The sequence below is a fragment of the Mesorhizobium sp. WSM4989 genome (genome assembly GCF_029625795.1).
In the GTDB taxonomy this organism is placed as follows: Bacteria; Pseudomonadota; Alphaproteobacteria; order Rhizobiales; family Rhizobiaceae; genus Mesorhizobium.
The window spans coordinates 924,341-947,920 of sequence record NZ_JARTVN010000002.1 but is presented as its reverse complement, the minus strand read 5'-3'; the positions used below and the strand labels follow the sequence as shown (position 1 = coordinate 947,920).

Below are 23,580 nucleotides of genomic sequence, written 5' to 3'. Positions count from 1 at the left end.
CTTCGTTACCCGAGTGTCAGCCCCGCCTTCTTCGCTTCCTCGCGCAGGAAGGGCAGCCCCACCTCGATGACGTCGCGCGGGTCTTCCGCCACCGGACGCCATACCGCGAGCCCCCCGGCGATGTCGACGTCGACATGGTTCATGCTTTCGAGCGTGATCGGGCCCGCATAGCCGATATCGGCGATCGCCTTCATGCAGGCTGCCCAGTTCAGCATGCCGCGCCCCGGCACGCCGCGATTGGCCTCCGACACATGCACATAGCCGAGGAAGGGCGCCGCCGCCTCGAAGCCGGCCGCGAAGCTCTCTTCCTCGATATGCATGTGGTAGGTGTCGAGATGGATGAAGATGTTGTCGGCGCCGATGCGCTCGATGATGCGCGCCGCGTCGACGCCGCGGTTGATCAGATGCGTCTCGTAGCGGTTGCAGGGTTCGATGCCGAGCTTCAGGCTGCGGGCCTTCGCCGACTTTGCCGCCCGTTCGAGGAAGCGGCACATGCCGTCGATCTCCCGCTGCGTCGGCGCCCGGCCGGTGGTCTTGCCGATCGTTCCATAGGTGACGCCGCCGAGCGCCTCGGCGCCCACCTCGTTGCAGACGTTGAAGGCCGGCTGCAGGAAGTCGAGCGCCTCTTCCGGCCGCTCCACCACGTCGAGCGCGCGCGGCAAGCCGAGCGAGGGAATGAGCTGCACGCCATAATGGTTTGCAAAACCGCGCGTGCGCTTGGTGTCGATCTCCTCGGGTCTGAGCAGCGGGATTTCCATGAGGCCAATACCGAGCTCCTTCAGCCGGTCCATCTGCGGCTCGATGCGGGCCAGATCCCAGACCGGGGCGATGGCGAAAGTGTGCAGTCCGAAAACATTCATATCAGCCTCGTTGCTCGTGCGCCGCCGCGGCGGCCGTATCGCCGCCGCCGACGATGCGGCTGACGACTTCGTTCATGTTGGTTTTGGCGGTGACGAGATCGGCATCCGCCCTGCCGTGGCGCAGCACGACGATGCGATCGGTGACCGACAGCACGTCGTTCAGCCGGTGCGAAATCAAAATGACGGCGATGCCTTCAGACTTCAGCCGCCGGATGAGATCGAGCACGCTCTGCACCTCGCGCACGGCGAGCGCCGCCGTCGGCTCGTCCATGATGACGAGCTTCGGGTTGAAGGTGAGCGCCCGCGCGATGGCCACCGTCTGCTGCTGGCCGCCGGAGAAGGAGCCGACGGAACGACTGATCGACGGCAGGTGCGCCCCGAGCCGCTCGATCATCCGCGCCGCCTGCCGATCCATCTCGGTCTTGTCGACAAAGCCGGGGAAGAGGCCGAGCAGCCTTTTCGTCGGCTCGCGGCCAAGGAAGATGTTGGAGGCCACGTCCTGCTGCTTGGCCAAGGACAGATCCTGGTAGATCATCTCGATGCCGAGCCGTCGCCGCTGGCCGGGGTCGAGGGCGAGGATGTCCTTGCCGTCGAACTCGATCGAGCCGGTGTCGGCGCGGTAGATGCCGGTGATGGTCTTCATCAGCGTCGACTTGCCGGCGCCGTTGTCGCCGACCAGCCCGACCACCTCGCCGGCTGCGACCGACAGGTCGACGCCATGCAGCACGTCGACCGCCCCGAAGCTTTTGCGGATCTTGTGGAGCGAAAGCAGGGTCATACGCGCGACTCCTTCCGCACCTGATACTGGTCGATGAAGACCGCGAGGATGAGAACCGCGCCGATCGCCATCTGCTGGTAATAGGATTGCACGGCAAGCAGCGTCAGCCCGTTCTGCAGCACGCCCATGATCAGCGCGCCGATCATGGTGCCGAGGATCGAGGCACGGCCGCCGAACAGATTGGTGCCGCCGATGATCGCCGCGGTGATCGCGGTGAGCTCATAGTTGATGCCTGCGGTCGGGTCGCCCGCATTGACGCGGGCGGTGAACAAGAGACCTGCAAGCCCGGCAAGCGCGCCGGAGAGCGTGTAGATGATGCGGCGATGCTGCTCGACGCGGATGCCGGCGGCGCGCGCCGCGCCTTCGCTGTCGCCGAGCGCCAACGTGTGGCGACCGAAGCGGGTATAGGCAAGCACCGTATGCGCGACGATCGCCGTCAGCACGAAGATGATGACGGGCATCGGAATGCCGAGCGGCCTCCCTTGTCCGATATAGACGATCTCCGGCGGCAGGCCGTAGATCGCCCTGCCCTGTGAGATGACGAGCGCCAGCCCGCGCGCAAGGCCCAGCATGCCGAGCGTTACGATGAAGGCCGGCACGAAGGCGCGGGTGACCAGTTGGCCGTTGATGTAGCCGGCGATACTTCCGGCCAGAATGCAGGCGATCACCGCGAACACCGACGGCCAGCCGAGGTTGACGGCGACGAAGGCCCCCGCCACGCCGGCAAGGCCCATGACCGATCCCAGCGACAGATCGAGCCCACCTGAACCGATGACGAAGGTCGCGGCGATCGCCAGCACGCCGATCGTCGACGTCGCGAGCAGGATGTTGAGGAAATTGCTGAGCGACAGGAAGAAAGGCGACAGAATCGCCATCGCCGCGCTCAGCAGCACAAGCACCAGCAGCGACTCCAGCCTGATGTGGAGCCTCTCGACGGATGCGCGCTGCACCCGAGCCCAAAACCCGGGCTGCGCCGTTTCGGAAGCCATGGTTTTCACCCTTCTGGGTAAGGGAACTAGGGGAATAGGGAAGTGAGCGGGAGAGAGCCGGGTCTTGGAAGTGCAAACCTTCCTACTCCTACTCCCCTACGGACCTACTCCCCTACTCCCTTCTCTTACTTCACATATTGCAGCATCGGCTCCTTGCCGGCGTCGAGCACGTCCTTGGTCAGCACCAGGGTGGGCACCGCGATGCTTTCCTCGACCTTCTCGCCAGCCAGCGCCTTCTTGACGTTCTCGACCGCCTGCTTGCCGACGAGATAGGGAAGCTGGGCGACGGAAGCGTTCAGACGGCCTTCCTTGATCGATTTCACCGCGTCGATGTTGCCGTCCACGCCGATGATCGTCACCTGCTCGCCCTTGCCGGCGGCGTAGACCGATTCCACGGCGCCCAACGCCATGCCGTCGTTGGCGCAGAAGATGGCAACCAGATCGGGATGCGCCGTCAGTGTGTCGGTGGCGATCGAGGCCGCCTTGCCACGATCCCAGTCGCCCGGCAGCGAGGCGACGACCTCGAGCCCCGGCGCCAGTTCCTTGAGCTTGTCGGCAAAGCCCTTGGCGCGCTTCTCGCCGGTGATGTTGCCGGAGAGACCCTCGATCACCAGCACCGGACCCTTGGCGTCCTTGCCAAGCTTGGAGACGAGATATTCGGCCCCTTGCGCACCCGCGGCGACGTTGTCGGAACCGATATGGAAGGTGACCTTGACGCCTTCCTTGTCGAGAACCGCCTGGTCGAGATTGTTGTCGAGATCGACGATCTTGATGCCGGCATCCTGCGCCGATTTCAGGCAGGGCAAGAGGTTGGTCGAGTTGATGGCGGCGGTGATCATCGCCACCGGCTTGCGCTCGAGCATCGTGTTGCAGAGGTTGAGCTGCGGCTCGGCCGCCTGGTCGCTTTCGGCCGCCTGCTGGAAGTATTTCACGCCGGCTTCCTTGGCGCCGTCGGCGACGCCCTGCGCCATCGCGCCCCAGAACGGATTGGCCAAGGTCTTCATCAGCACGCCATATTCGCCGTCCTCGGCCTTAGCAGTGCCGACCGCGGCAAAGGTAAGCGCCACGCCCAATGCGAGAGTAAATCGATTTATCTTTGTGGAAAGCGATGTCATTCCGTCCTCCGTTTGTTTTGCGCCGGATGCCTCGGCCAGGGCCGGCACTCTTCTTCCGTTTTCGACAATGGGGGTTATTGTCGGTCTCCTCCCCCGGAATGCGGGACGCTGCCTGGCGAGCCAACGGATTCCCGCATGAACACCTTGCAAGGTTCGAGCCGCGCCCTCGGCGGGCCGCGCTCGCCTTCGATCCTGCGAAACAAAACCTCCATTGCGTTGGCGGCGATCTCGCGCACCGGCTGCACCACCGCGGCGATCGCCGGCCACGTCACCTGCATCCATTCGGCGTCGTCGAAGCCGACCAGCGAGATGTCGTTTGGGCAGTGCCAGCCGCGCCGCCGAAACTCCGAAAGCGCCACCAGCGTGCCCTTCAGGAAGAGCGAATAGACCGCCGTAGGCCTGTCGCCGCCGTCTTCCCGCTGGCTGAAATAATCGCGAAGCAGCGTCCGCAAAGGCCCGACATCGCTTTCGCAGAGTACGACGTCGATCCGGATGTCGGGCGCAAGCTCAAGGGCCATCTTGCGAAACCCTTCGAGCCGGGCGCGCACGGTCGCCGCCTGCTGGCCGAGACCGACCACAAGAACATGACGATGGCCCTGGCTGACCAGCGCGCGCGCCACTTCGGCGCTTGCCGCAGCGCTGTCGGCCGAAACCGTGTCGAAGGCGTCATCGGCAAGCACGCGGTCAATCAGCACCCCTGTCATGCCGTTCGCTTTCATGAAACCAGCCGCCGGTCCGTGCTCGTTTCGCACCGGCGCCAGTACGACGCCGGCAACGCGCCAGTCATGCATGCGGGCGAGGATCTCCTTCTCACGTTGCTCCGATTCCCGGCTGGAGGCGGCGACCAGCGTATAGCCGCGTTGCTCGGCGAGGCCTTCGAGCTCGCTCACCATCTGGCCGAAGAACTCGCTTTCGAACTCCGGCATGATGGCGCCGATGATGCGACGCTTGGCCCTGCGCATATCCGAGGCGAGCGGATCGACGCGGTAGCCCAGAAGCTCGACGGCATCGAGGACGCGCTGCGCGTTTTCCGGTTTTACCGTGGTGACGCCGGAAAGAACCTTGGAAACGGTGGCCGCCGACACGCCCGCCTGGCTTGCCACATCGTGGATCGACGCGCGCCGCTGCTGGGCCTGCTGTTGCGCCATTAATCTTCTCCCGGAGGCGAGTGGTCGCCCTCTCGTTAACATAATCGATAAATCGATTTTTCGCTGTTGTAAATCGTTTCATCGGGAGTAAAAACGCTGATATGATTGGTGCGATCCAATCGCGCCGGGAGGAAAATCATGTCCAACAAAGCCTCGCCGCTGGTGATCAGCGCACCCGACCCGCGCACGCTCGACCTGATCTTCACGCCGCCGCAGCTGGCGCGCTTCCGCAAAAGATATCGCATCGTCGAGACAACGCCGGAAGGCGTCTCGGAGTTGCCGACAGATGTGCTGGCCGAAGCCCGCTACATCGTCGGCCAGCCGCCGATCACCCCTCAGACGCTGGAGAGGTTGAAAGCGCTGCGCTGCATCTTCAACGTCGAGACCAATCTCATCAACAACATGCCCTATGAGACGCTGTTTGCCCGCGGCATTCACGTCGTCACCACCGGCCTGGTGTTCGCGGAGCCGGTGGCGGAACTCGGCCTTGCCATGGCGCTAAACCTGGCGCGCGGCATCGTCGATGCCGACCTCGCCTTCCGGCAAGGCAAGGAACTATGGGGCGGTGACGGCAACCAGACGGCGCGACTCCTCTCGGGTTCGGATGTCGGCATCATCGGCTTCGGCGATCTTGGCCGCGCTCTCAATCGGCTGCTGACCGGCTTCCGAACGCGCACTAGGGTCTTCGATCCCTGGCTACCACCTTCCGTGCTGGTGGAGCATGGCGTCGAGCCGGCCTCGCTCGAAAGGGTGCTGTCGGAAAGCGATTTCGTTTTCGTCGTCGCCTCGGTGACCAGCGAGAACCAGGGTTTTCTCGGCGCCGACGCTTTCGCCAAGATGCGCCAGGGCGCCGCTTTCATCCTGCTCAGCCGCGCCGGCGTCGTCGATTTCCCGGCGCTGATGGAAGCGGTCAAAAGCGGCCATGTCGTTGCGGCCAGCGACGTGTTTCCCGAGGAGCCGCTGGCGAAGGACCATCCGGTGCGCTCGCTTTCCGGCTTTCTGCGCTCAGCCCACCGCGCCGGCGCGCTCGACGTTGCCTTCAAGCGCATGGGCGACATGGTGCTGGAGGACATGGAGCTCGTCGATCGCGGTCTGCCGCCGATGCGCTCCAAGCGCGCCGAGCGAGAGACCGTTTCGCGGATGCGCTCCAAGCCGGTCGACAGGAACTGATCGCGCCTCGTCGCCTGGAACATTAGCGTTCCTGCTACTGATTGCCGCCCTCAGTGTAATGCAACCAAACTTAACGGCCGGACCACGGAGAGTTTCGGCCCTCTCAGGACCATTTTTTCTTCAGAATTTTTTTCTGCATTTCACGGGAATAGAGGAACTTTGATCCGGACCTTCCGTTGATGACACGATCGTTTCTCGAACGATCCAGAGAAACAGGAGGTTATGTCATGAACATCAAGATGATCTGCCTTGGCGCAATGACCCTTTCGATGGTCGCCGGCTCGGCTCTCGCCGCTGGCGAAACCGGCACGTCGGCGCTGGATGACCCAGCCAAGATGCAGCCCTTCTACACCGACTCCAGCATGAAGACGATGGTCAGCAAGGACGCCTTCGTGAAGGCGTGGAAGGCAATGTCGCCGGAGGACCAGACCGCGATGATGACGGCTTGTGAAGACGAGGCCAAGAACGCCAATGCAGCCAACAGCCATCCGGAGTTCTGCAGCAGCGTCAAGGAGAACGGCGGCAGCAAGTAACCAATCAGTGCAGCTACCGACAAAACGGCCCCGTTGTGGGGCCGTTTTGCGATCCCAGACGAAGGACCGTGACGCACTTTTCCCGAGATTGATCAGGCAACCAGATCGCTGCGGTCCGCCGGCTCGAAGCCGTCATTGAAATTCGCCGCGAGCCAGGCGATCGCGCTGGCGACATCGGCGATGGCGAAACGCGCCGCGGTCTCGCCCTGCGGTCTCACGCGGATCGAGATCCCGCCCGCGGCATTGACGGTCTCAAAACCGTTTTCGTCGGACGTGTCGTCGCCGAGGAATACCGGACGCCGTCCGGTGAAAGGTTCAAGCTGCATGAAGCGCCGGATTGCGGCGCCCTTGGCCGCCTCCAGCGGCATCAGTTCGACACCGGCATTGCCGGCAATTACGCGGTAGCCTTTCGGCAGCCGGGCAAGTGCTGTCTCGACCAGTTCCGTCGCGCGGGCCAGCAATTGCGGCGCTGCCCGCGTGTGGATGGCGAGCACCGGCCCCTTGCGCTCGACATAGACGGCCTTGCTTGCCAGCTCCAGCTCGATTTCGTCGGCAAGTGCGGCCATATCCGCCGGCTCGTCGGCGGCCTCGATTTTCCCGCCCGGTGTCAGCCTGTGCTCCAGCCCGTAGAGGCCGGCGATCCGCAGCTTCACAGGGTCGAACAGCCGGTCGACGGCCGCGATGGAGCGGCCGGTGATGAAGGCGAGCGCTCCATCCAGCCGGTGCTCGACCGCTTGCAGCAGCGAACGCAACTCCGCGCTGACCGCGACGCTATCTGGATGGGCGGCGTGCTCGAGCAAGGTGCCATCGATATCGAGGAAGAGCGCCCACCGGCCTTCGGGGAGCGGCGGGGTCAAATCTGCCTGGATGTTCATCGGAATCCGACCGCCTGTTTGCGTTCGAAGATAGAGACGACATTGTCGCCGTTGGTGTTTGCCGAGCGGTCAGACAAGGCGGTGACGCGGTCGAGCTCGCCGCGCTTCCTCAATCGCGCCGCGTCGAGCAGCATGCTGCCGGCCCAGCGATAGACATTGTTGTCGCGTACGATCTCGCGCATGCGGCGCATGCGCTCGCGCTGCTCGTCGGGCCCCATGACCAGCGCCTGCCGCATGGCATCGCTCATCATCGCCGCGTCGTAAGGATTGACGATCAGCGCCTCGAGCAGTTCGCGCGAGGCGCCGGCAAACGTGCTGAGCAGGAGCACGCCCTCCTCGTCGTCTCGCGCGGCAACGAACTCCTTGGCCACGAGGTTCATGCCATCATGCAGGCTGGTGACGAGGCAGATGTCGGCCGCGCGGTAGATCTTGTAGACGTCCTTCTGCGAGTGATGCTCGGCCACGAGCACGACCGGACGATAGCTGCCGTTGCCGTAGCGCTCGTTGAGTCCCTCGGCGAGCCGCTGGCATTCCTCATGCAGGTGCTTGTAGGCCGGCAATGTGCCCCGGCTCGGTGCGGCGACCTGCAGGAACACCGCCTTGCCGATCATTTCAGGGTAGCGGATGAACAGTTCCTCCAGCGCATGGAAGCGGTCGAGAATGCCCTTGGTGTAGTCGAGGCGCTCGACACCGACGCACAGCTTGGCGTCGGCTGGAATTCCGAACCGCTCGCGGATTTGCGCGCGGCATTCCTCGACCGGCGGCAGGCTCTTCAGGAGTTGCACTGGCCATTCGATAGAGATGGGGTAGGCGTGGACCAAAGTCGTCTGGCCGCCATAGGACACCGCGGCATCCGCCCGTTCGATCCGGCTCTCCATGAAGCGGTCGACGCTCTCGGTGAAGTTGTTGGCATGGAACTGGGTGTGGAAGCCGATGATCGAGCTGCCCAGCAGCCCATCCAGAATGCGCTCGCGCCACGGACAGATGCTGAACACTTCCGAATTCGGCCACGGGATGTGCCAGAAGGTGATGACAATCGCCTCGGGCAGGCGCTCGCGGATCATGCGCGGCAGCAGCGCGAAATGATAATCCTGGACCAGCACGATCGGCCTCTCGTTGCGCGCCTCGGCAACCACCGTTTCGGCGAATTTGCGGTTGACGGCCTCGTAGGCCGCCCAGTCCGACTCGCGGAAGATCGGTCGGGTAAAGGCTATATGGCAGAGCGGCCAAAGCCCTTCATTGGCGAAGCCGAGATAATAGCCCTGATATTCCTCATCGGTCAGCCAGACCCGGCGCAGGGCATAAGATGGATTTTCGGGCGGCACCTGTACCCGGTCGTGGCGGTCGACGACCTGACGATCCGCGCTTCCGCCGCCATAGGCGATCCAGGTGCCGGCGCAGGCGCGCGTGATCGGCTCCAGTGCCGAGACCAGTCCGCTCGCCGGCACGACGAGCTCGACATCGCCGTTCTCGTCCTCATTGTGGATGTAGGGCTCGCGGTTGGAGACGACGATGACCTGTGCGTCCGGCAGATCCTCGGCAAGGATCTTGCGCAGCGTCTCCGGTGACCAGGTGACGAGGGCGGCGTCGACCGACTGCCCGTTCTTCTCGAATTCGCGCAACACCTTGCGTGCGGCTTCCGATGCGACGTCCTCGCCCGCACCGGGCGTGTTCACAGCCGTTGCATGCTGGTGACGGTGCCTGGTTATTGAGACGAAGATCGCGAGAGCGCTGAGTCCGAGACTAGCTAGGATAAGGACCCACAAGAGGTCGACGCCATACTGTGCCATTGATGCCAGGTTGCCTCCGGCTGTTCGCTATTTTGTTTTCGTTCTTGCCGGCTGCGGAGAGGTGTGCCGGTTCCGGTTTGCAAACGCATAGGGCGCTCGTCGGTTCCGACATTTTTCGACTGCCGGATGCATTTGCGGAACTCCGCTCTCGTAACGGTTTTCCGTCCGGAATTGCGCAATCGACCCGTCTAAGTCCGCACAATCAGCGGCACCAGGCCCTCATGCCGATCGGCGAGGAAGGCAACGACGCGGTCCCCGACACGCTGGAAGGTGAGGTCGATAGTCTTATTGCCGACGGACAGATGCCGGAGCGTGAGCGTGTCGATACCGATAGGCATCCGTGGGCGGGTGACGCGCAACTCGCCTTTCCAACCGTCGATTTCCAGACCGAGGCAGGCCTGCATCAGCATGAAGGTGGAGCCTGCCGACCAGGCCTGCGGCAGACAGGCGACAGGATAGGCGATCGGCGCCTCGCCTGGCGCCCGGGTGAAGCCGCAGAACAATTCCGGCAGCCGCATGTTGAAGTGCACGGCCGACTCGAACGTGCCGCTCATCAGCCGCACGACACTTTCGCGCTCGCCATAGCGCGAGAGGCCGACACCGCAGAGCGCCGTGTCGTGCGGCCAGATCGAGCCGTTATGGTAGGACATTGGGTTGAAGAAGATCGCGTCGTCCGCAAGCGTCCTCAGTCCCCAGCCGGAATGGAAGGAAGCCGACAGCAATTGATCGGCGACAATCTTGGCACGCTCCGGCTGCGGCAGCCCGGCATAGAGCAGATGCCCCGCATTTGACGTTCGCACCTTGCAGGGCTGGCCTTCGCCGTCGATCGCGATGGCGTAGAAGTTTAGATCCTCGATCCAGAAGTCACGCTCGACGGCGATCCGCATTTCCTCGGCGCGGTTCTCCCAATGTTCGGCATCGGCAAACTCGCCGCGGCGGCGTGCGAGCGCGGCAAGGCCGCGATAAGCGGCAAAGACATAGCCTTGCACCTCGACCAGCGCGATCGGTCCTTTGGGCATGCGGCCATCGGCATGGAAGACCGAGTCGACGCTGTCTTTCCAGCCCTGGTTGGCGAGGCCGGACTCCGCCGCGCGTTGGTAGGTGACGAAACCCGTTGCCCGGCTTGCCTCTTCCGTCCACTCGGCGGCCGCCTTGAGCGATGGCCAGAGCGTGTCGATGAAGGCCATGTCGCCGGTGCGGTCGGCATAGGCGCAGGCGAGATGAATGTAGAGCGGGGTCGTGTCGACGCCGCCATAATAGCGGCCGAAGGGAAGCTCGCGCAGTGCCGCCATTTCGCCCTTGCGCGTCTCATGCATGATTTTGCCTGGCTGGGAATCGATGAAGGGCGACGTCTCCGTCGCCTGATGTTCGGCAAGGAACGCCAGCACGCCGCGCGCGAGACCCGGATTGAGCCACAGCATCTGCAAGCCGGAGATCACGCCGTCGCGGCCGAAGGCCGTGGAGAACCACGGGATGCCGGCATAAGGATAAGGCCCGGTAGGAAGCTCGGTGGTAAGCAACGCGACATCCGCGCGGGCGCGTTCGACCCAATCGTTGAAGACGCGACCGGAGCTGTGGACGGTGGCGCCATGCCGGCGCTTGGCGCGCATGGCAAAACGCGCGCGTGCGGCAGCGGCCCGGAACCGGTCGCGATTGGGCGTTTCGGCAACTTCCGGTCCCACTTCGACATAAAGCACCTTGCTGCTGCGCTTGGTCACCGCGATGAGGAAGTCGGCACGATTGTCGCTCAGTTGGTCGGGAGCTTGCGAGAAGGAGATTGCCGACTGGCGCGGCAGGCCGTCGAGACCGTCATAGCCGAGCATAACGGACGCCTTATCGGTCTTCGCCAGATGGACCGTTCCACGTTTCGGCCGTGTCGAGCCGCGCACCTCGAACATGTCGCGAAAGTCGGCGGCGAAATGCAAGGAGATGGCGATGGTCGAATGCTCGCGGCTGTAGTTGGAAAGCGTGATGCGATCGAATAGCCTGTCCTGCCAGATCAGCCTGACGCGCTCGATATGGATCGCGCCTTGCGGAATGTCGCGGCCGGCGGCGCTCTGTATCGGCAAGTTGGTGAGGTTGCTGGTGAAGAGAACATTGTCCTGGCTGAGCGAGGCGCCGAGCAGCGACATCGGCCTGCCGCCGATCGTCAGGCGGAACTCGGAAAGAACGCGCGTGTCGTCGCGAAAGAAACCGTCGCCGGCTCCCCTGATGTCACCATAGGCGTCGGTGACCGCGAAACAATCGCCCTGTTTGAGCGCGAACAGCCGGTGCGGCTCCCGCGGCGCCGTTTCGTCGAGCGAGGCAAGGGCTACGGCGGGATCGAGCTTGCGCTCGTCGAGCTGCGTCATTCGTCACCTCTTCGCTTGCCCCGCCCCAAGAGAATGCCGATCAGGAGGCTCTCGCCTCCTGGATACCGATCAGGCGCATATAGGCGGCAAGATAGTCGCGCGCCATCCTGGTGGCTGAAAACCGCTTTTCGAAGACCACTCTCACCTGCCGTCGGTCAAGTCCGAGCAGGGCCGGCATCGCAGCGACCGCATCATCGACAGAGTCCACGACAAAGCCGGTCACGCCCTGGTCGATGAGCTCCGGCAGGGCGCCGCAGTTCCAGGCGATTACCGGCGTGCCGCAAGCCATCGCCTCGATCGGCGCCAGGCCGAACGGCTCCGGCCAGTCGATGGGAAACAGCAGGCCCGCGGCATTGCCGAGAAACTCGGCCTTCTCGTGTTCCGCGATCTCGCCGATATAGTCGACCCGGTCGCCGTCGATGAGCGCCTCGATCTCGTCGTGAAAATAGGCGCGATCGTCATCGCCGATCTTGGCCGCCAGCTTAAGCTTCAAACCGGACCGCCGCGCGATCTCGATCGCTCGATCCGGGCGCTTGTCGCGAGACAGCCGGCCCAGGAAAGCCAAATAGGGTTCCTCGGCCGAGGGATTGTACGTGGGCTGATACGCATCGACCGGAATCCCGTGATGGATCGTCGCCAGCCAGTTGGCGTCGGGCAATCCGCGCTTCTGGCTGTGCGAGATGGAGATCATCGGAAAGCGCGGGAAGCGCTTGTAGGCCGGCGCCAGGTCGACATAGTCGAGCCGGCCATGCGGGGTCGTCACCGTTCGCCCCGCCATATGTTCGAAGAATGGAAAATGCACGAAATGGCTGAGATGGAAGTGTATGACGTCGAACTCGTCCGCCCGCTCGCGCACCTGGCAAAGCATCGCCATATGCGCCGCAATCTCGGACTTTTTCGGCCGCGGATCGAGACGGATCGCCTGGTCGCGACCGGGCACCAGCCGCGCCGAGGTCTCACTGTCGCCGCTGGCGAACAGGGTCACTTCGTGCCCGACTTCCACCAGCGCTTCGGTGAGATAGGACACGATCCGCTCGGTGCCGCCATATAGTTTCGGCGGCACGGATTCATAGAGCGGCGCGACATGAGCGATGCGCATGGTTCCCTCAAATGGTTGATGGGAACCAAAATGCGTCAGCCGCCAGATCGTTCCTGCCCGATTGTCGCAGGCGGGGCCTCGAGCTTCGGCCAATCAACTCATCCAGTTGCCGCCGTCCACATTGAGCGTCTGCGCCACGACGTAGTCGGCCTCGCTCGATGCCAGGAAGACAGCCGCACCCCGGTAATCGTCGGGATCGCCCATGCGCCCCGCCGGCACCGCCAGCCCGACCTGCCGCTTCTTCTCGCCGATCGGCAGGTTCTCGTAGCGCGCGAACAGGGCGTCGACCTGGTCCCACATCGGTGTGTCGACCACACCAGGCGCGATGCCGTTGACGTTGATGCCGTGCTTGATCAGTGCAAGGCCGGCCGATTGCGTGATGCTGATTACGGCGGCCTTGGTGGCGCAATAGACGGCGACCAGCGCCTCGCCGCGCCGTCCCGCCTGCGAGGCCATGTTGATGATCTTCCCCTTGCGCCCTTGGGCGACCATGCGCTTGGCCACCGCCTGCAGCGTGAACAACAGCCCTTTCACATTGACCGAGAACTGCAGGTCGAAGCTCTTCTCCGAAATCTCGAGAAGCGGCCCCATGTCGAAGACGGCGGCATTGTTGACCAATATGTCGATCCCGCCATGCGTCCTCGTCACCGAAGCGACCATCGCCTCGATCGAGGCGAGGTCGCGCACGTCGAGTTGCAGAGCGGTAGCTTTGCCTTCGAGCTCGCGCGCAAGCGCTTCCGCCTTGTCTAGTGCCATATCGGCGATCACGACATGGGCGCCTTCGGCGGCGAAACCGCGCACGATGGCTGCGCCGATGCCTTGCGCGCCGCCAGTGACGACGGCGACCTTGTCCTTGAGTTTCATCGCAATTCTCCTGTCTCAGCGCCCTAAGCTCAGCGCCATCTCAGCGTGTGGTATAGCCGCCGTCGATGACCAGCACCTCGCCGGTCACGTAGCTTGAGGCGGGAGAGCACAGGAAAAGTGCGGCCGCCGCAACTTCTTCCGGCTGGCCGACGCGGCCCATCGGCGTCATGCCGCGCCAGATCGGGAACCATTCCGGATTCTCGATGCCGCCGCGCGAAAGGTCCGTTTCGATATAGCCGGGCGCGACGGCGTTGACGCGGATGTTATCGGCCGCCACCTCGCTGGCGAGGCTCTTGGTCATCATGTGCACCGCCGCCTTGGAACTGCTATAGGCAACCTGGTTCTGGGGAATGTTGGAGACGATGCCGGAAATCGAGCCGACATTGAGGATCGCGCCGCCTCCCTGGCGCCGCATCGGCGCCAGCGCCGCCCTGCAGCAGCGGAAGACGGCATCGACATTGATCGCCATCGTCTGCCGCCAGATGTCCTCCGGATAGTCGCCGCTGTCGCCATGGATGGCGATGCCGGCGCTATTGACCAGGATGTCGAGGCGGCCGGCCTTGGCGAGCGTGTCGGCGACCAGCCTGTCCGGCGCTTTCTCGTCCAGCATCTCGGCGGCGTGAAAGTCGAAGGCGAGGCCCGCGAGTTCCTGCCGCGCATCATCCTTCATCGTCCGGCCCGCAACGACGACGCGTGCGCCGGCTTCGCCGAGCGCCTTCGCGATGGCGAGGCCGATGCCGCGCGTGCCGCCGGTCACCAGCGCGACATTGTCGTCCAGTCGGAAGCGGTCGAGGATCATGGCGGCGGTTCCGTTCTGCGAAGGCCGGTCGGCAAGCCGCTCAGATGTCCACGCTCTGCGGCAGGATGACGAGGTCGCGAATGGTGATGTTGCGCGGTCGCGTCAGCATGAACAGCACGGCGTCCGCCACTTCCTTCGCCTCCATCAGGCTGCCGGCGGCGAGCGCTTCTTCCATCTTGGCCTTTGGCCAGTCGCTGAGCAGCGCCGTCACCACCGGACCGGGAGCGACTGCACCGACGCGAATGCCGTGCTTCAGCACCTGGCGCCGGACCGTATGGACGAATGCCTGCACGGCGAATTTCGAGGCGGTGTAGATCGGCTCCCAGACCACGGGAACGAAGCCGGCCACCGAACTGGTGACGATGATATCGCCGCTCTTCCGCTCGATCATATGCGGCAGCACGGCGTGCACCGTGCGGAACACGGCGTTGACGTTGAGGTTGAGCATCCTATCCCACTGGTCGGGATCGCCCGACGCTACCTCCCCGCCGACATAGGCGCCGGCATTGGCATGGAAGATGTCGAGCTGGCCCGCCTTTTCGAGGATCTCGGGCATCATGCGGTTGACGCTCGCCGGATCGAGCAGGTCGGTGACGACGGCATAAGCATTGTCGCCGAGCTCCGCGACAAGTTTCTGAAGCCGGTCCTCGGCCCGGTCGACAAGGACGACCTTCGCGCCGGCTGCGAGCATGGTGCGGGCGCATTCCAACCCGATGCCCGAGGCAGCGCCAGTGATTGCGGCAACCTGGCCGGAAAGACTTTCAGACATTGCGATCCTCTTCGATAGGCCGTCAGGCGCGGCCGTGTGAGACACGCGAGCGGCGGGCGAGAGAATCGACGATGACCGCGATCGCCAGCACGCAGCCGGTGATCATGTACCGGAGCGAGGATGACAGATCGAGCAGCGTCAGGCCGCTTGCGATGGATTGGATGACGATGATGCCAAGCAGCGCCGAATAGGCGCTGCCGCGGCCGCCGAACAGGCTGGTGCCGCCGATGACGGCCGCCGCGATGGCGTTGAGATTGACGTCGCCGGTGCCGGCCTGCTGGCTGGCGGTTGCCAGGCGTGCTGCCGAGAGCAGGCCGCCCGTCGCCGCCAGCGTGGCGCAGAGCGCGAAGGCGCTGGCGTAGATCAGCCGGACATTGATGCCGGCGCGACGCGCCGCTTCGCGGTTGCCGCCGACAGCGGTCATCGAGCGGCCCCATTGGGTGCGCTTCAGCGCATAGTTCATCGCCACGACCAGGCCGACGAACAACGCGAACATCCAGGGCACGCCGCGCGACAGGTTGAGGTAGTAAGCCACCAGTTCGAGCGCGACCGTGATCGCGACCGCCTGGAGCAGCAGCCCGCCCAGCGAACGCGATGACAGGCCGGCGGCCTGGCGGCGTTGCGCCTTGCGATAGCCGAGAGCCAGGGCAAGCACGCCGGGCACGACGGCCAAAGTGTGCGACACCCAGTGTGGCATCACCAGAAGCTGGCCGAAATTCACCAGCGGCGAATCGTAAGGCAGGTTGATCGAGCCCGTCGGGCCGAGGATGTAGAGCTGCAATCCCAGGAAGGCGAGCAGGCCCGAAAGCGTCGAGACGAAGCTTGGCATGCCGAGCCTGTTGAGCAGCAGCGCGTAGACGCAGCCGGTCACGAACCCGACCGCCATCGCCGCCAGCATGGCAAGCGCGACCGGCCAGCCCCACTGCACCCACAGCACGCCGAGCAGCGCGGAGGCCAGGCCGCTGACGGACCCGACGGACAGGTCGATCTCGCCCACCATTAGCACGCAGACGATGCCGAGCGAGATGATGCCGACCGTCGAGCAGTCGAACAAAAGATTGACCAGATTGTTCGGCGACAGGAATACCGGGTTGAGCGTCTGGAAGATCGTGCAGATCAAAACCAGCCCGACAACCACGGGCAGCGAGCCGAGATCGCCGGAGCGGACGCGGTCGAGGAAGCCCCTGATGACGCCCTTGGCGCCGCTGCGATCCTTCAGCCGTTCGTCGCTGCGATCGAGCAGCGCGCCGGGATTGCGGTCGGACGCCGTGGTCATGGCTGTTCTCCTTGCGCTTTCTCGGCCGTGCGCCTGCCGCGCCGCGAGACCGCATTGTCGTCGGCGCCGGTGATCGCCGTGACCAGCTCCTGATTGGAGGCGCCGGGCAGGAAGATGCCGTTGTTGCGGCCGAGCCTCAGCACCACGATGCGGTCGGCCACGGCGCGCACGTCCTCCATGTTGTGGCTGATCATGACGACGCCCAGCCCGCGATCCCGCACGCGCTCAATGAGATTCAGCACTTCAGCGGTCTGCGCGACGCCGAGTGCGGCGGTGGGCTCGTCGAGGAGGATCACGCGCGGCTCCATCAGCAGCGAGCGGGCGATCGCCACCGTCTGCCGCTGCCCGCCCGACAGCGACGCCACCGGCTCGCGCACGCTGGGAATCCGTGCCGAGAGCTCGTTGAGCAGTGTCCAGGCGCGGACCTCCATCGAGACCTCGTCGAGGCGAAGCGGATGAAGCTCGCGGCCGAGAAAGATGTTGGCCACGACGTCGAGGTTTTCGCAGAGCGCGAGATCCTGGAAGACGGTGGCGATGCCGAGCTTCAGCGCCGCGGCGGGATTGGCAAGCGTCACCGGCTGGCCGTCGAAAGTGATCGAGCCCGAGCTCGGCATATGCGCGCCGGCCAGGATTTTCACCAGCGTCGACTTGCCGGCGCCGTTGTCGCCAACCAGGGCTACGATTTCCCCGGCATTGATGTCGAGATCGACGTCGGTGAGAGCCGACACCGCGCCGAAATTCTTCGAGATGCCGCGCAGGCTAAGCACCGGCGGACGGCTCGTCGTGGGCGGTGCGTCGAGTATTGCCATTGCGTGTCTCTTCCCGCGTTTTGGTCGATCTGTCCGGCCGCCAGGAGGGAGCGGCCGGACACACCCGGCTCTCAGCCCTGACGGGCCAGCCGAGCATATCGCAGGCGACGCGGCTGCGCCGCATCGCTTTGGGAGACGATGCGGCTTCAGCCGCATCGCTCCTTATTGAATGCCGAGCTTCTTGCAGCCTTCGGCGTAGCGGTCGGTGCAGAGCTGGGCTGCGGTCTGGATCTTCTTGTCGATGATTTCGGCCTTCAAATTCTCCTGCGTCACCACCGCCGGCACGAAGAGTTGCGAGGGCGTATCGTACAGCGTTGTCTCGGCTTTCGGAGTCTCGCCCTTGAGAAGCTGCACAGCAACGTTTGCCGCCGCCGCGGCGACGATTTCGCTCGGCTTGGAGATAGTGTTGTACTGGTCGCCGGCAATGATGAGCTGCAAGGCGGCGATCGTCGCGTCGTTGCCCGTCACCGGCGGCACCGGATCGACGCCGGCTGCCTTGAAGGCGGCAATGGCGCCGCCGCCCGTGCCGTCGTTGGCGGCGACCACGCCGACGATCTTGTTGCCGAAGCGCGAGATCTGTCCCGCCGCCCATTGCTGGGCATTCGATGGCGCCCAGTTCGGCGTGTCAAACTCGGCGAGCGTCTTGTAGCTGCCGGTCTTGAGACCCTCATGGATGCCGTCCTTGATCAGGCCCGCCGCGGCGTCGGTCGGCGAGCCGTTGATCTGCAGCACGCCGACATCGCCGTCGCTCGACACGCCCTTGGCCTTGAGATGCTCGACCAGCGAGGCGGCGATCGCCTTGCCGATGGCCTTGTTGTCGAACGATACATAGAAATCGGCCTTGGCCGTGGGGATCGGACGGTCATAGGCGATCACCTTGACGCCCTGAGCCTGCGCATTGTGCACCAGCGAGGCCGCCGCCGCGGAATCGACCGGGTCGAGCACGACAACCTTCGCGCCCTGGGTGATGACGGAGTTGAACTGCTGCTGTTGCTTGGTGACGTCGGCGTCGGCATTGAGATAGAGCACCTTGCAGCTGTCGCAAAGCTTCTTCATTTCAGCGACGAAGCCCGGATGATCATGCTCTTCGTAACGCGTCGAGCCCTGGTCGGGCATCAGGAACGCGACCGTGGAGCCGGCGATATCCTGCGCATTGGCAAAAGTCGCCCCAAGAGCGAGGCTCGAGACGGCCATCGCGGCTGCTGTCAATCTGGACACGTATCTGGACATAAGGTCTTCTCCAATTCCCATTGTGTGATCTAAACGGACTTCGACATCGAGCCGCGGATGCTGCTCGCGCACCCCATCGGAAGTCCAGTGAACTCGTGCAGCAGCCTCACGGCTTCCTCCCGCTGGCATGACACGAGGAAATACTCGTCCATCGCTGGTTCGCTTGCGCGACCCACCGCTTCGTCCTGGTTCTTGTCTAAGGCTTGTTTCTCCTCCCGAACTCCTTTCTATGCGGCGCGCGCGGCCGCGAAATTATCCGCAACCAATCTCCTGAACTGCGAAGGCGGCATGCCCTTCTCGGCCAGGAACTGGCGATTGAAGTTCGACAGATTGTTGAAGCCGACCTCGAAGCAGATGTCCGAGATCTGCGCCTCTTCGTCGCTCATCAGGATCTGGCAAGCGAGGTTGATGCGCAGCCGCTTGATGTACTGCAGCAGCGACATGCCGGTATGCTTGCGAAACGAGCGCGAGAAGGCGCTCGGCGTCTGTCCCGCGATTGCCGCCAGATCGCCTTCGTTGAATTGCTGGGTCAGGTTCTCGCGGATATAGGCGAGCGCCTGGTTCATGCCCGCAGACATGTATCCGGACGGGTCCGGCAGATAGTTCTCGCTGGCGAGCACGCGCGGCGTAGTTTCGCGGCTCAGCGCCTCCATGATCGACATGAACAGGCTGATCCGGTGAACGCCGTAAGCATGAGTGATCTCCGCCAGCAACGGCATGACCGCCCTGCTCACACTGGCGCTGAACAGGACGCCGCGCCGCGCGAGCTCGAGCAGTGGCGAGACCGCGCCAAGCTCGGGAAAAGTGGCGATCGCGCCGCCGATGAATTCCTCGCTGAACTGGACCAGCCGGCAGCGCAGCGGAACTGACTGACCTTCCGGAACCTCGCTGATCCAGTTGTGCGGCAGGTTCGGACCGGTGAGAACGAGGTTGCCGACCTCGAACTCGCCGATGAAGTCGCCGACGAAATAGCGGCCCTTGGTCGCGACGATCTGGTGCAGTTCGTATTCCGGATGAAAATGCCAGCGCACCGTATGGTAGGGATAGCCATGCCACCTCACCGCGAACGACTCGCCAGGCCTTATCTGTATGACTTCCAGATCGGGTCCCATCGATTCCTCCCGCAGGCTGTGCCAGCCTTCGAACCGCGGCCGTTTGTTCCGGCTCATCTAGGGTCAGGATAGCGGCGGCCAAGGATGTGCGCCACCTCGCCACGCCGCGCCGACTGATACGTTTTTGACCTTTTTGGCCCAGCGAAAAACCTGCCTTCGAAAATTAGAAGCTTCGAATATCGGCGACTGGCCGGCGGCGTTTGGGCGTGGGAAAGTCGCCGCGGACCACGCTACCGCATTGCACAATTCCGGCCGGGCTGCACAATAGGGCGCATGTCCGCTGGTTCGTTGACCATCCTTGTTATCGACGAGAACCGCATCCGCGCCTCGATCATTGAGGCCGGATTGCGGGACGCCGGCCATCGCCATGTCACCGTTGTTCATGACGTGGCCGGCATTGCCAAGCGCATCGCCGAGATCGAGCCGGATGTCATCGTCATCGATCTCGAAAACCCCAACCGCGACATGCTGGAGAACATGTTCCAGCTTTCGCGAGCAGTGAAACGGCCGATCGCTATGTTCGTCGACCGCTCCGACCGGGCCTCGATCGAGGCGGCGGTCGAAGCCGGCGTGTCCGCCTATGTGGTCGACGGGCTGAAGAAGGAGCGCATCAAGCCGATTCTTGACATGACGATCAGCCGCTTCAACGCCTTCTCGCGCATGGCGCGCGAACTGGAGGAGGCGCGCAGCGAGCTCGAGAACCGCAAGGTCGTCGATCGCGCCAAAGGCATATTGATGAAGTCGCGCGGCTTGAGCGAGGAGGCCGCTTACGCGCTTCTTCGCAAGACCGCCATGAACCAGAACCGCAAGATCGCCGACATCGCCCAGAGCCTGGTGACGGCGGCGGGATTGCTGGGCCCGCTGGAGGGCGAATGAGCAAGACTGCCGCGCACCAGATCACCGCCGGCTTCATGCCGCTCTTCGACAGCGCCGTCCTTGTAGCAGCCGGCGAGATGGGCTTTGCCACCCGCGAAGGCATCGAGCTCAAGCTGCATCGCGAGACCTCGTGGGCCAACATCCGAGACCGCATCGCCATCGGCCATTTCGACGTGGCACATATGCTGGGGCCGATGCCGCTCGCCTGCAGCCTCGGCCTCACGCCGCTTGCCTCGGAGACCATAGTGCCCTTCTCGCTCGGGCTTGGCGGCAACTGCGTCACCGTCTCCAATGCGGTGTGGCAAGGCATGTCGGCGCACGGGGCCGCGCCCGATCTCGATCCGGCGCGCGCCGGGACGGCGCTTGGCGCTCTCATCCGCGAGCGGGCGGCCGCCGGCCGCGAGCCTTTGCGTTTCGCCGTCGTCCATCCGCATTCCGGGCATAATTACGAGCTGCGCTACTGGCTCGCCGCCTGCAGCATCGATCCCGACCGCGATGTCGAGATCGTCATCGTGCCGCCGCCCTTCATGGCCGATGCGCTCTCCGCCGGCCGCATCGACGGCTATTGCGTCGGAGAGCCCTGGAACAGTGCCGCCGTCGCCGCCGGCACCGGCCGCATCGTCACCGTCAAGGCGCTGCTGTGGCGCAACAGCCCGGAAAAGGTGATCGGCGCGCGCAGAAGCTGGGCCGAGGAAAACCCCGACGCGCTGGCGGCGCTGCTGAGAGCGCTGCATCACTCCGCGCGCTGGTGCCAGGATCCGGTGAACCGCGGCGCGCTGGCCGCGCTGATGGCCAAGCCTGCGTTCCTCGGGCAGCCGGAGGCGATCCAGATGCCGGCACTCACCGGGCGACTTCAGCTCGGCGGCGGCCCGGAGCGCAGCGTTGAGGCTTTCTTCCTGCCCTTCGACAAGGCGGCGAACTTTCCCTGGAAGAGCCATGCGCTCTGGTTCTACACGCAGATGGTGCGCTGGGGACAATTGCCGCATACGCCGCAAAACCTGGCGATCGCCCGCGACTGCTACCGGCCCGATCTCTACCGCTCGGCGCTGAAGCCGCTCGGCGTGGCCCTGCCCGGCGCCAACGCCAAAGTGGAAGGCGCGCTGAAGACCGCGACGCCGGTCGGCTCGGCCGGGGCGAGCCTTGTGCTCGGCCCGGACGGATTCTTCGACGGCCAGATCTTCGATCCCGATCGGATCGATGCCTACATCGCGGCCCAGAATTGCGACTGATCATTTGCGCGCCATTCTTGTGCATTGCACAAAATTTGTGCGCCCTGCCCGCTCCGTTGATCAACGTTTGACCGTGTCTCGGCTCGGCCGGGCCGGCGCCTGAAGCGCCTACCGCTTTGATTCTCCTGGAAATCCGTCTTCCACGCAAAACTGGCACGCTTCGTGCTTTAAGATAATCGCGCCCCTCGCGGGCAATAGAACAGGCGTCCAATGGCGGGCGCCACAGGCAAAGCTGCCGCTCAGGTCGACGCGTGTCCCGGATGTACGGACGCGACAGGCCTGGTCGGCAGCTTTTTTGTTTTGGACCGAAACGCAATCGAAGGCGCCGATCCCAGGCGGCGCCGGACGGAGACGACGATGACGAAACGGATCGGAACTGGCGCTTCCCTAAAGGATTTCACCCGCCGCGATTTCCTGGCGAGCAGCATCCTGACGGCGGTGGGGTTCGCCGCCGCGCTTCTGCTGTTTCCCACCAATCACGACAGAGAGGCCAAGGGTCCGCAAGTCACCGCGCAGGTCCCAGCCTCGGCGCGCTGACCGATGCCGAGCCTTTGATCAACACAACACGCGGTGCCTCCCACGCCGCAAACGGAGCCGACCATGACCGCAAACCTCCAAGCCGCGCCCAGCCAGGACAGTAGCTCCCGGCAGGCGCTCGTCATCTCCACCATCGCCTTCACCGTCTGCTTCGCGGTGTGGACGATCTTCTCCATCATCGGCGTGCGCATAAAGCAGGAGCTCGGCTTGAACGAGACCGAGTTCGGACTGCTGGTCGGCACGCCGATCCTCACCGGCTCGCTCGTGCGCATGGTGCTCGGCGTCTGGACCGACCGCTACGGCGGCCGGCTGGTCTACACCATGACCATGCTCGCGGCGGCGGTCGCGACCTTCCTGCTCGCCTTTGCACATACCTATGAGCAGATGCTGGTCGCGGCGCTCGGCGTCGGGCTTGCCGGCGGCTCCTTCGCGGTCGGCGTCGCCTATGTCTCGCGCTTCTTCCCCGCGCGCAAACAAGGCACGGCTCTCGGCATCTTCGGCGTTGGCAATGTCGGCGCTGCGGTCACCAAGTTCCTGGCGCCGCTCGTACTGATTGCCTGGGGCTGGCAGTCGGTCGCGCTGATCTGGGCCGCGGCGCTGGTTGTCATGGCCGGCGTGTTCTGGTTCATGACCAGCGACGATCCGGTTATCCGCGAGCGCCGTGCCGGTAAGGCAGTACCGGCGAGAAGCTTCTGGCAGGAATTCGCGCCGCTGAAGAACCTGCAGGTCTGGCGCTTCGCCTTCTACTACTTCTTCTCCTTCGGTGCGTTCGTGGCGCTGTCGCTTTGGCTGCCGCGCTATCTGATCGGCGTCTATGGCTTCGGCATCGCCACCGCCGGCATGATCGGCGCCGCCTATTCGATCCCCGCAAGCATTTTCCGCGCTTATGGCGGCGTGCTTTCCGACCGCATCGGCGCCCGTACCGTGCTCTATTGGACCTTCGCCGTATCTGCCGTCGCGACCCTCGTTCTGTCTCTCCCCTCGGCAGATTACGTCGTGCGCGGTATCAGCGGGCCGATCCCGTTCCATGTCGAGATCGGCCCGCTCGCCTTCATCGCCGTCGCCTGCGTGCTCGGCTTCTTCATGAGCCTCGGCAAGGCCGCCGTCTACAAGCACATCCCCGTCTACTACCCGCAGAGCGTCGGCGCGGTCGGCGGGGTGGTGGGCATGATCGGCGGCCTCGGCGGCTTCATCCTGCCGATCGCCTTCGGCGCGCTGAACGACCTCACCGGCGTCTGGTCGAGCTGCTTCATGCTGCTGTTCGTCATCGTGGTCTCGTGCCTTCTCTGGATGCACGCCACCATCCGCCGGATGGAGCGCGCGGCCGCCGTAAAGCCCGCGCCCCTCACCTACGCCGCCGAATAGATCGGA

22 protein-coding genes are annotated in these 23,580 nt (G+C 64.3%); 6 read left to right on the top strand and 16 right to left on the bottom strand.

The window, feature by feature from the left end; all coding sequences use genetic code 11:
- Positions 1-5: 5 nt before the first annotated feature.
- The 5 genes from P9217_RS17315 to P9217_RS17295 form a co-directional block, all read right to left on the bottom strand.
- Positions 6-860 (bottom strand): sugar phosphate isomerase/epimerase family protein, encoded by an 855-nt coding sequence (locus P9217_RS17315; protein ID WP_127239829.1) that lies wholly within the window; start codon positions 858-860, stop codon positions 6-8.
- 1 nt (position 861) lies between these two features.
- Positions 862-1,638 carry an ATP-binding cassette domain-containing protein gene (locus P9217_RS17310; RefSeq protein ID WP_066992195.1) on the bottom strand — a complete coding sequence of 259 codons (777 nt, stop codon included), beginning with the start codon at positions 1,636-1,638 and terminating at the stop codon, positions 862-864.
- Positions 1,635-2,627, bottom strand: a complete 993-nt coding sequence (locus tag P9217_RS17305; protein WP_067328839.1) for an ABC transporter permease — start codon at positions 2,625-2,627, stop codon at positions 1,635-1,637. The genes P9217_RS17310 and P9217_RS17305 overlap by 4 nt, the downstream gene beginning before the upstream one ends.
- A 125-nt stretch (positions 2,628-2,752) precedes the next feature.
- Positions 2,753-3,742: a substrate-binding domain-containing protein gene (locus P9217_RS17300; protein ID WP_245460845.1), complete on the bottom strand. Its 990-nt coding sequence runs from the start codon at positions 3,740-3,742 to the stop codon at positions 2,753-2,755.
- Positions 3,743-3,816: 74 nt separating this feature from the next.
- Complete coding sequence (locus tag P9217_RS17295) at positions 3,817-4,890, bottom strand: LacI family DNA-binding transcriptional regulator (RefSeq protein ID WP_127239830.1); 1,074 nt, start codon at positions 4,888-4,890, stop codon at positions 3,817-3,819.
- A gap of 138 nt (positions 4,891-5,028) precedes the next feature.
- Here P9217_RS17295 and P9217_RS17290 point away from each other — a divergent pair, with 138 nt between their 5' ends.
- Both P9217_RS17290 and P9217_RS17285 read left to right on the top strand, forming a co-directional pair.
- A complete protein-coding gene (locus P9217_RS17290) occupies positions 5,029-6,060 on the top strand; it encodes a hydroxyacid dehydrogenase (RefSeq protein ID WP_278087339.1) in 1,032 nt (343 codons plus the stop codon).
- A gap of 227 nt (positions 6,061-6,287) precedes the next feature.
- Positions 6,288-6,593, top strand: coding sequence for a hypothetical protein (locus tag P9217_RS17285; protein ID WP_095779425.1), 306 nt, complete (start codon positions 6,288-6,290; stop codon positions 6,591-6,593).
- A gap of 92 nt (positions 6,594-6,685) precedes the next feature.
- Here the strand turns inward: P9217_RS17285 and otsB are convergent, their stop codons facing one another.
- The 11 genes from otsB to P9217_RS17230 form a co-directional block, all read right to left on the bottom strand.
- Positions 6,686-7,468 carry a trehalose-phosphatase gene (gene otsB / locus P9217_RS17280; RefSeq protein WP_278054293.1) on the bottom strand — a complete coding sequence of 261 codons (783 nt, stop codon included), beginning with the start codon at positions 7,466-7,468 and terminating at the stop codon, positions 6,686-6,688.
- Positions 7,465-9,258 carry a trehalose-6-phosphate synthase gene (locus tag P9217_RS17275; protein ID WP_278087338.1) on the bottom strand — a complete coding sequence of 598 codons (1,794 nt, stop codon included), beginning with the start codon at positions 9,256-9,258 and terminating at the stop codon, positions 7,465-7,467. Before P9217_RS17275 ends, otsB begins: the two co-directional genes overlap by 4 nt.
- A 188-nt stretch (positions 9,259-9,446) precedes the next feature.
- The gene (locus P9217_RS17270; RefSeq protein ID WP_067328824.1) at positions 9,447-11,609 is read right to left on the bottom strand and encodes an amylo-alpha-1,6-glucosidase; all 2,163 of its coding nucleotides are present in this window, start codon (positions 11,607-11,609) and stop codon (positions 9,447-9,449) included.
- A gap of 40 nt (positions 11,610-11,649) precedes the next feature.
- Positions 11,650-12,708 (bottom strand): glycosyltransferase family 4 protein, encoded by a 1,059-nt coding sequence (locus P9217_RS17265; protein WP_127239831.1) that lies wholly within the window; start codon positions 12,706-12,708, stop codon positions 11,650-11,652.
- Between the two features lie 93 nt (positions 12,709-12,801).
- The gene (locus tag P9217_RS17260; RefSeq protein ID WP_127239832.1) at positions 12,802-13,572 is read right to left on the bottom strand and encodes an L-iditol 2-dehydrogenase; all 771 of its coding nucleotides are present in this window, start codon (positions 13,570-13,572) and stop codon (positions 12,802-12,804) included.
- A gap of 40 nt (positions 13,573-13,612) precedes the next feature.
- Complete coding sequence (locus tag P9217_RS17255) at positions 13,613-14,371, bottom strand: glucose 1-dehydrogenase (protein ID WP_127243566.1); 759 nt, start codon at positions 14,369-14,371, stop codon at positions 13,613-13,615.
- A 40-nt stretch (positions 14,372-14,411) separates the two neighbouring features.
- On the bottom strand, positions 14,412-15,140 hold the full coding sequence (locus P9217_RS17250) for an SDR family oxidoreductase (protein ID WP_278087337.1): 729 nt from the start codon (positions 15,138-15,140) through the stop codon (positions 14,412-14,414).
- Between the two features lie 22 nt (positions 15,141-15,162).
- Positions 15,163-16,416 (bottom strand): ABC transporter permease, encoded by a 1,254-nt coding sequence (locus P9217_RS17245; protein WP_095802294.1) that lies wholly within the window; start codon positions 16,414-16,416, stop codon positions 15,163-15,165.
- Positions 16,413-17,225, bottom strand: coding sequence for an ATP-binding cassette domain-containing protein (locus P9217_RS17240; protein WP_278087336.1), 813 nt, complete (start codon positions 17,223-17,225; stop codon positions 16,413-16,415). The genes P9217_RS17245 and P9217_RS17240 overlap by 4 nt, the downstream gene beginning before the upstream one ends.
- A gap of 162 nt (positions 17,226-17,387) precedes the next feature.
- Positions 17,388-18,455, bottom strand: a complete 1,068-nt coding sequence (locus P9217_RS17235) for a sugar ABC transporter substrate-binding protein (protein WP_066992156.1) — start codon at positions 18,453-18,455, stop codon at positions 17,388-17,390.
- A gap of 227 nt (positions 18,456-18,682) precedes the next feature.
- The gene (locus tag P9217_RS17230; RefSeq protein WP_066992353.1) at positions 18,683-19,567 is read right to left on the bottom strand and encodes an AraC family transcriptional regulator; all 885 of its coding nucleotides are present in this window, start codon (positions 19,565-19,567) and stop codon (positions 18,683-18,685) included.
- A 273-nt stretch (positions 19,568-19,840) separates the two neighbouring features.
- On the opposite strand from P9217_RS17230, the gene P9217_RS17225 reads away from it, so the two are divergent.
- From P9217_RS17225 to P9217_RS17210, 4 genes are all read left to right on the top strand, one after another.
- On the top strand, positions 19,841-20,443 hold the full coding sequence (locus P9217_RS17225) for an ANTAR domain-containing response regulator (protein WP_066992153.1): 603 nt from the start codon (positions 19,841-19,843) through the stop codon (positions 20,441-20,443).
- Positions 20,440-21,672, top strand: coding sequence for a CmpA/NrtA family ABC transporter substrate-binding protein (locus P9217_RS17220; RefSeq protein WP_278087335.1), 1,233 nt, complete (start codon positions 20,440-20,442; stop codon positions 21,670-21,672). The genes P9217_RS17225 and P9217_RS17220 overlap by 4 nt, the downstream gene beginning before the upstream one ends.
- 357 nt (positions 21,673-22,029) lie before the next feature.
- The gene (locus P9217_RS17215; protein WP_095802340.1) at positions 22,030-22,209 is read left to right on the top strand and encodes a hypothetical protein; all 180 of its coding nucleotides are present in this window, start codon (positions 22,030-22,032) and stop codon (positions 22,207-22,209) included.
- A 63-nt stretch (positions 22,210-22,272) separates the two neighbouring features.
- The gene (locus tag P9217_RS17210; protein ID WP_095829417.1) at positions 22,273-23,574 is read left to right on the top strand and encodes a nitrate/nitrite transporter; all 1,302 of its coding nucleotides are present in this window, start codon (positions 22,273-22,275) and stop codon (positions 23,572-23,574) included.
- The last annotated feature ends 6 nt before the right edge of the window (positions 23,575-23,580 follow it).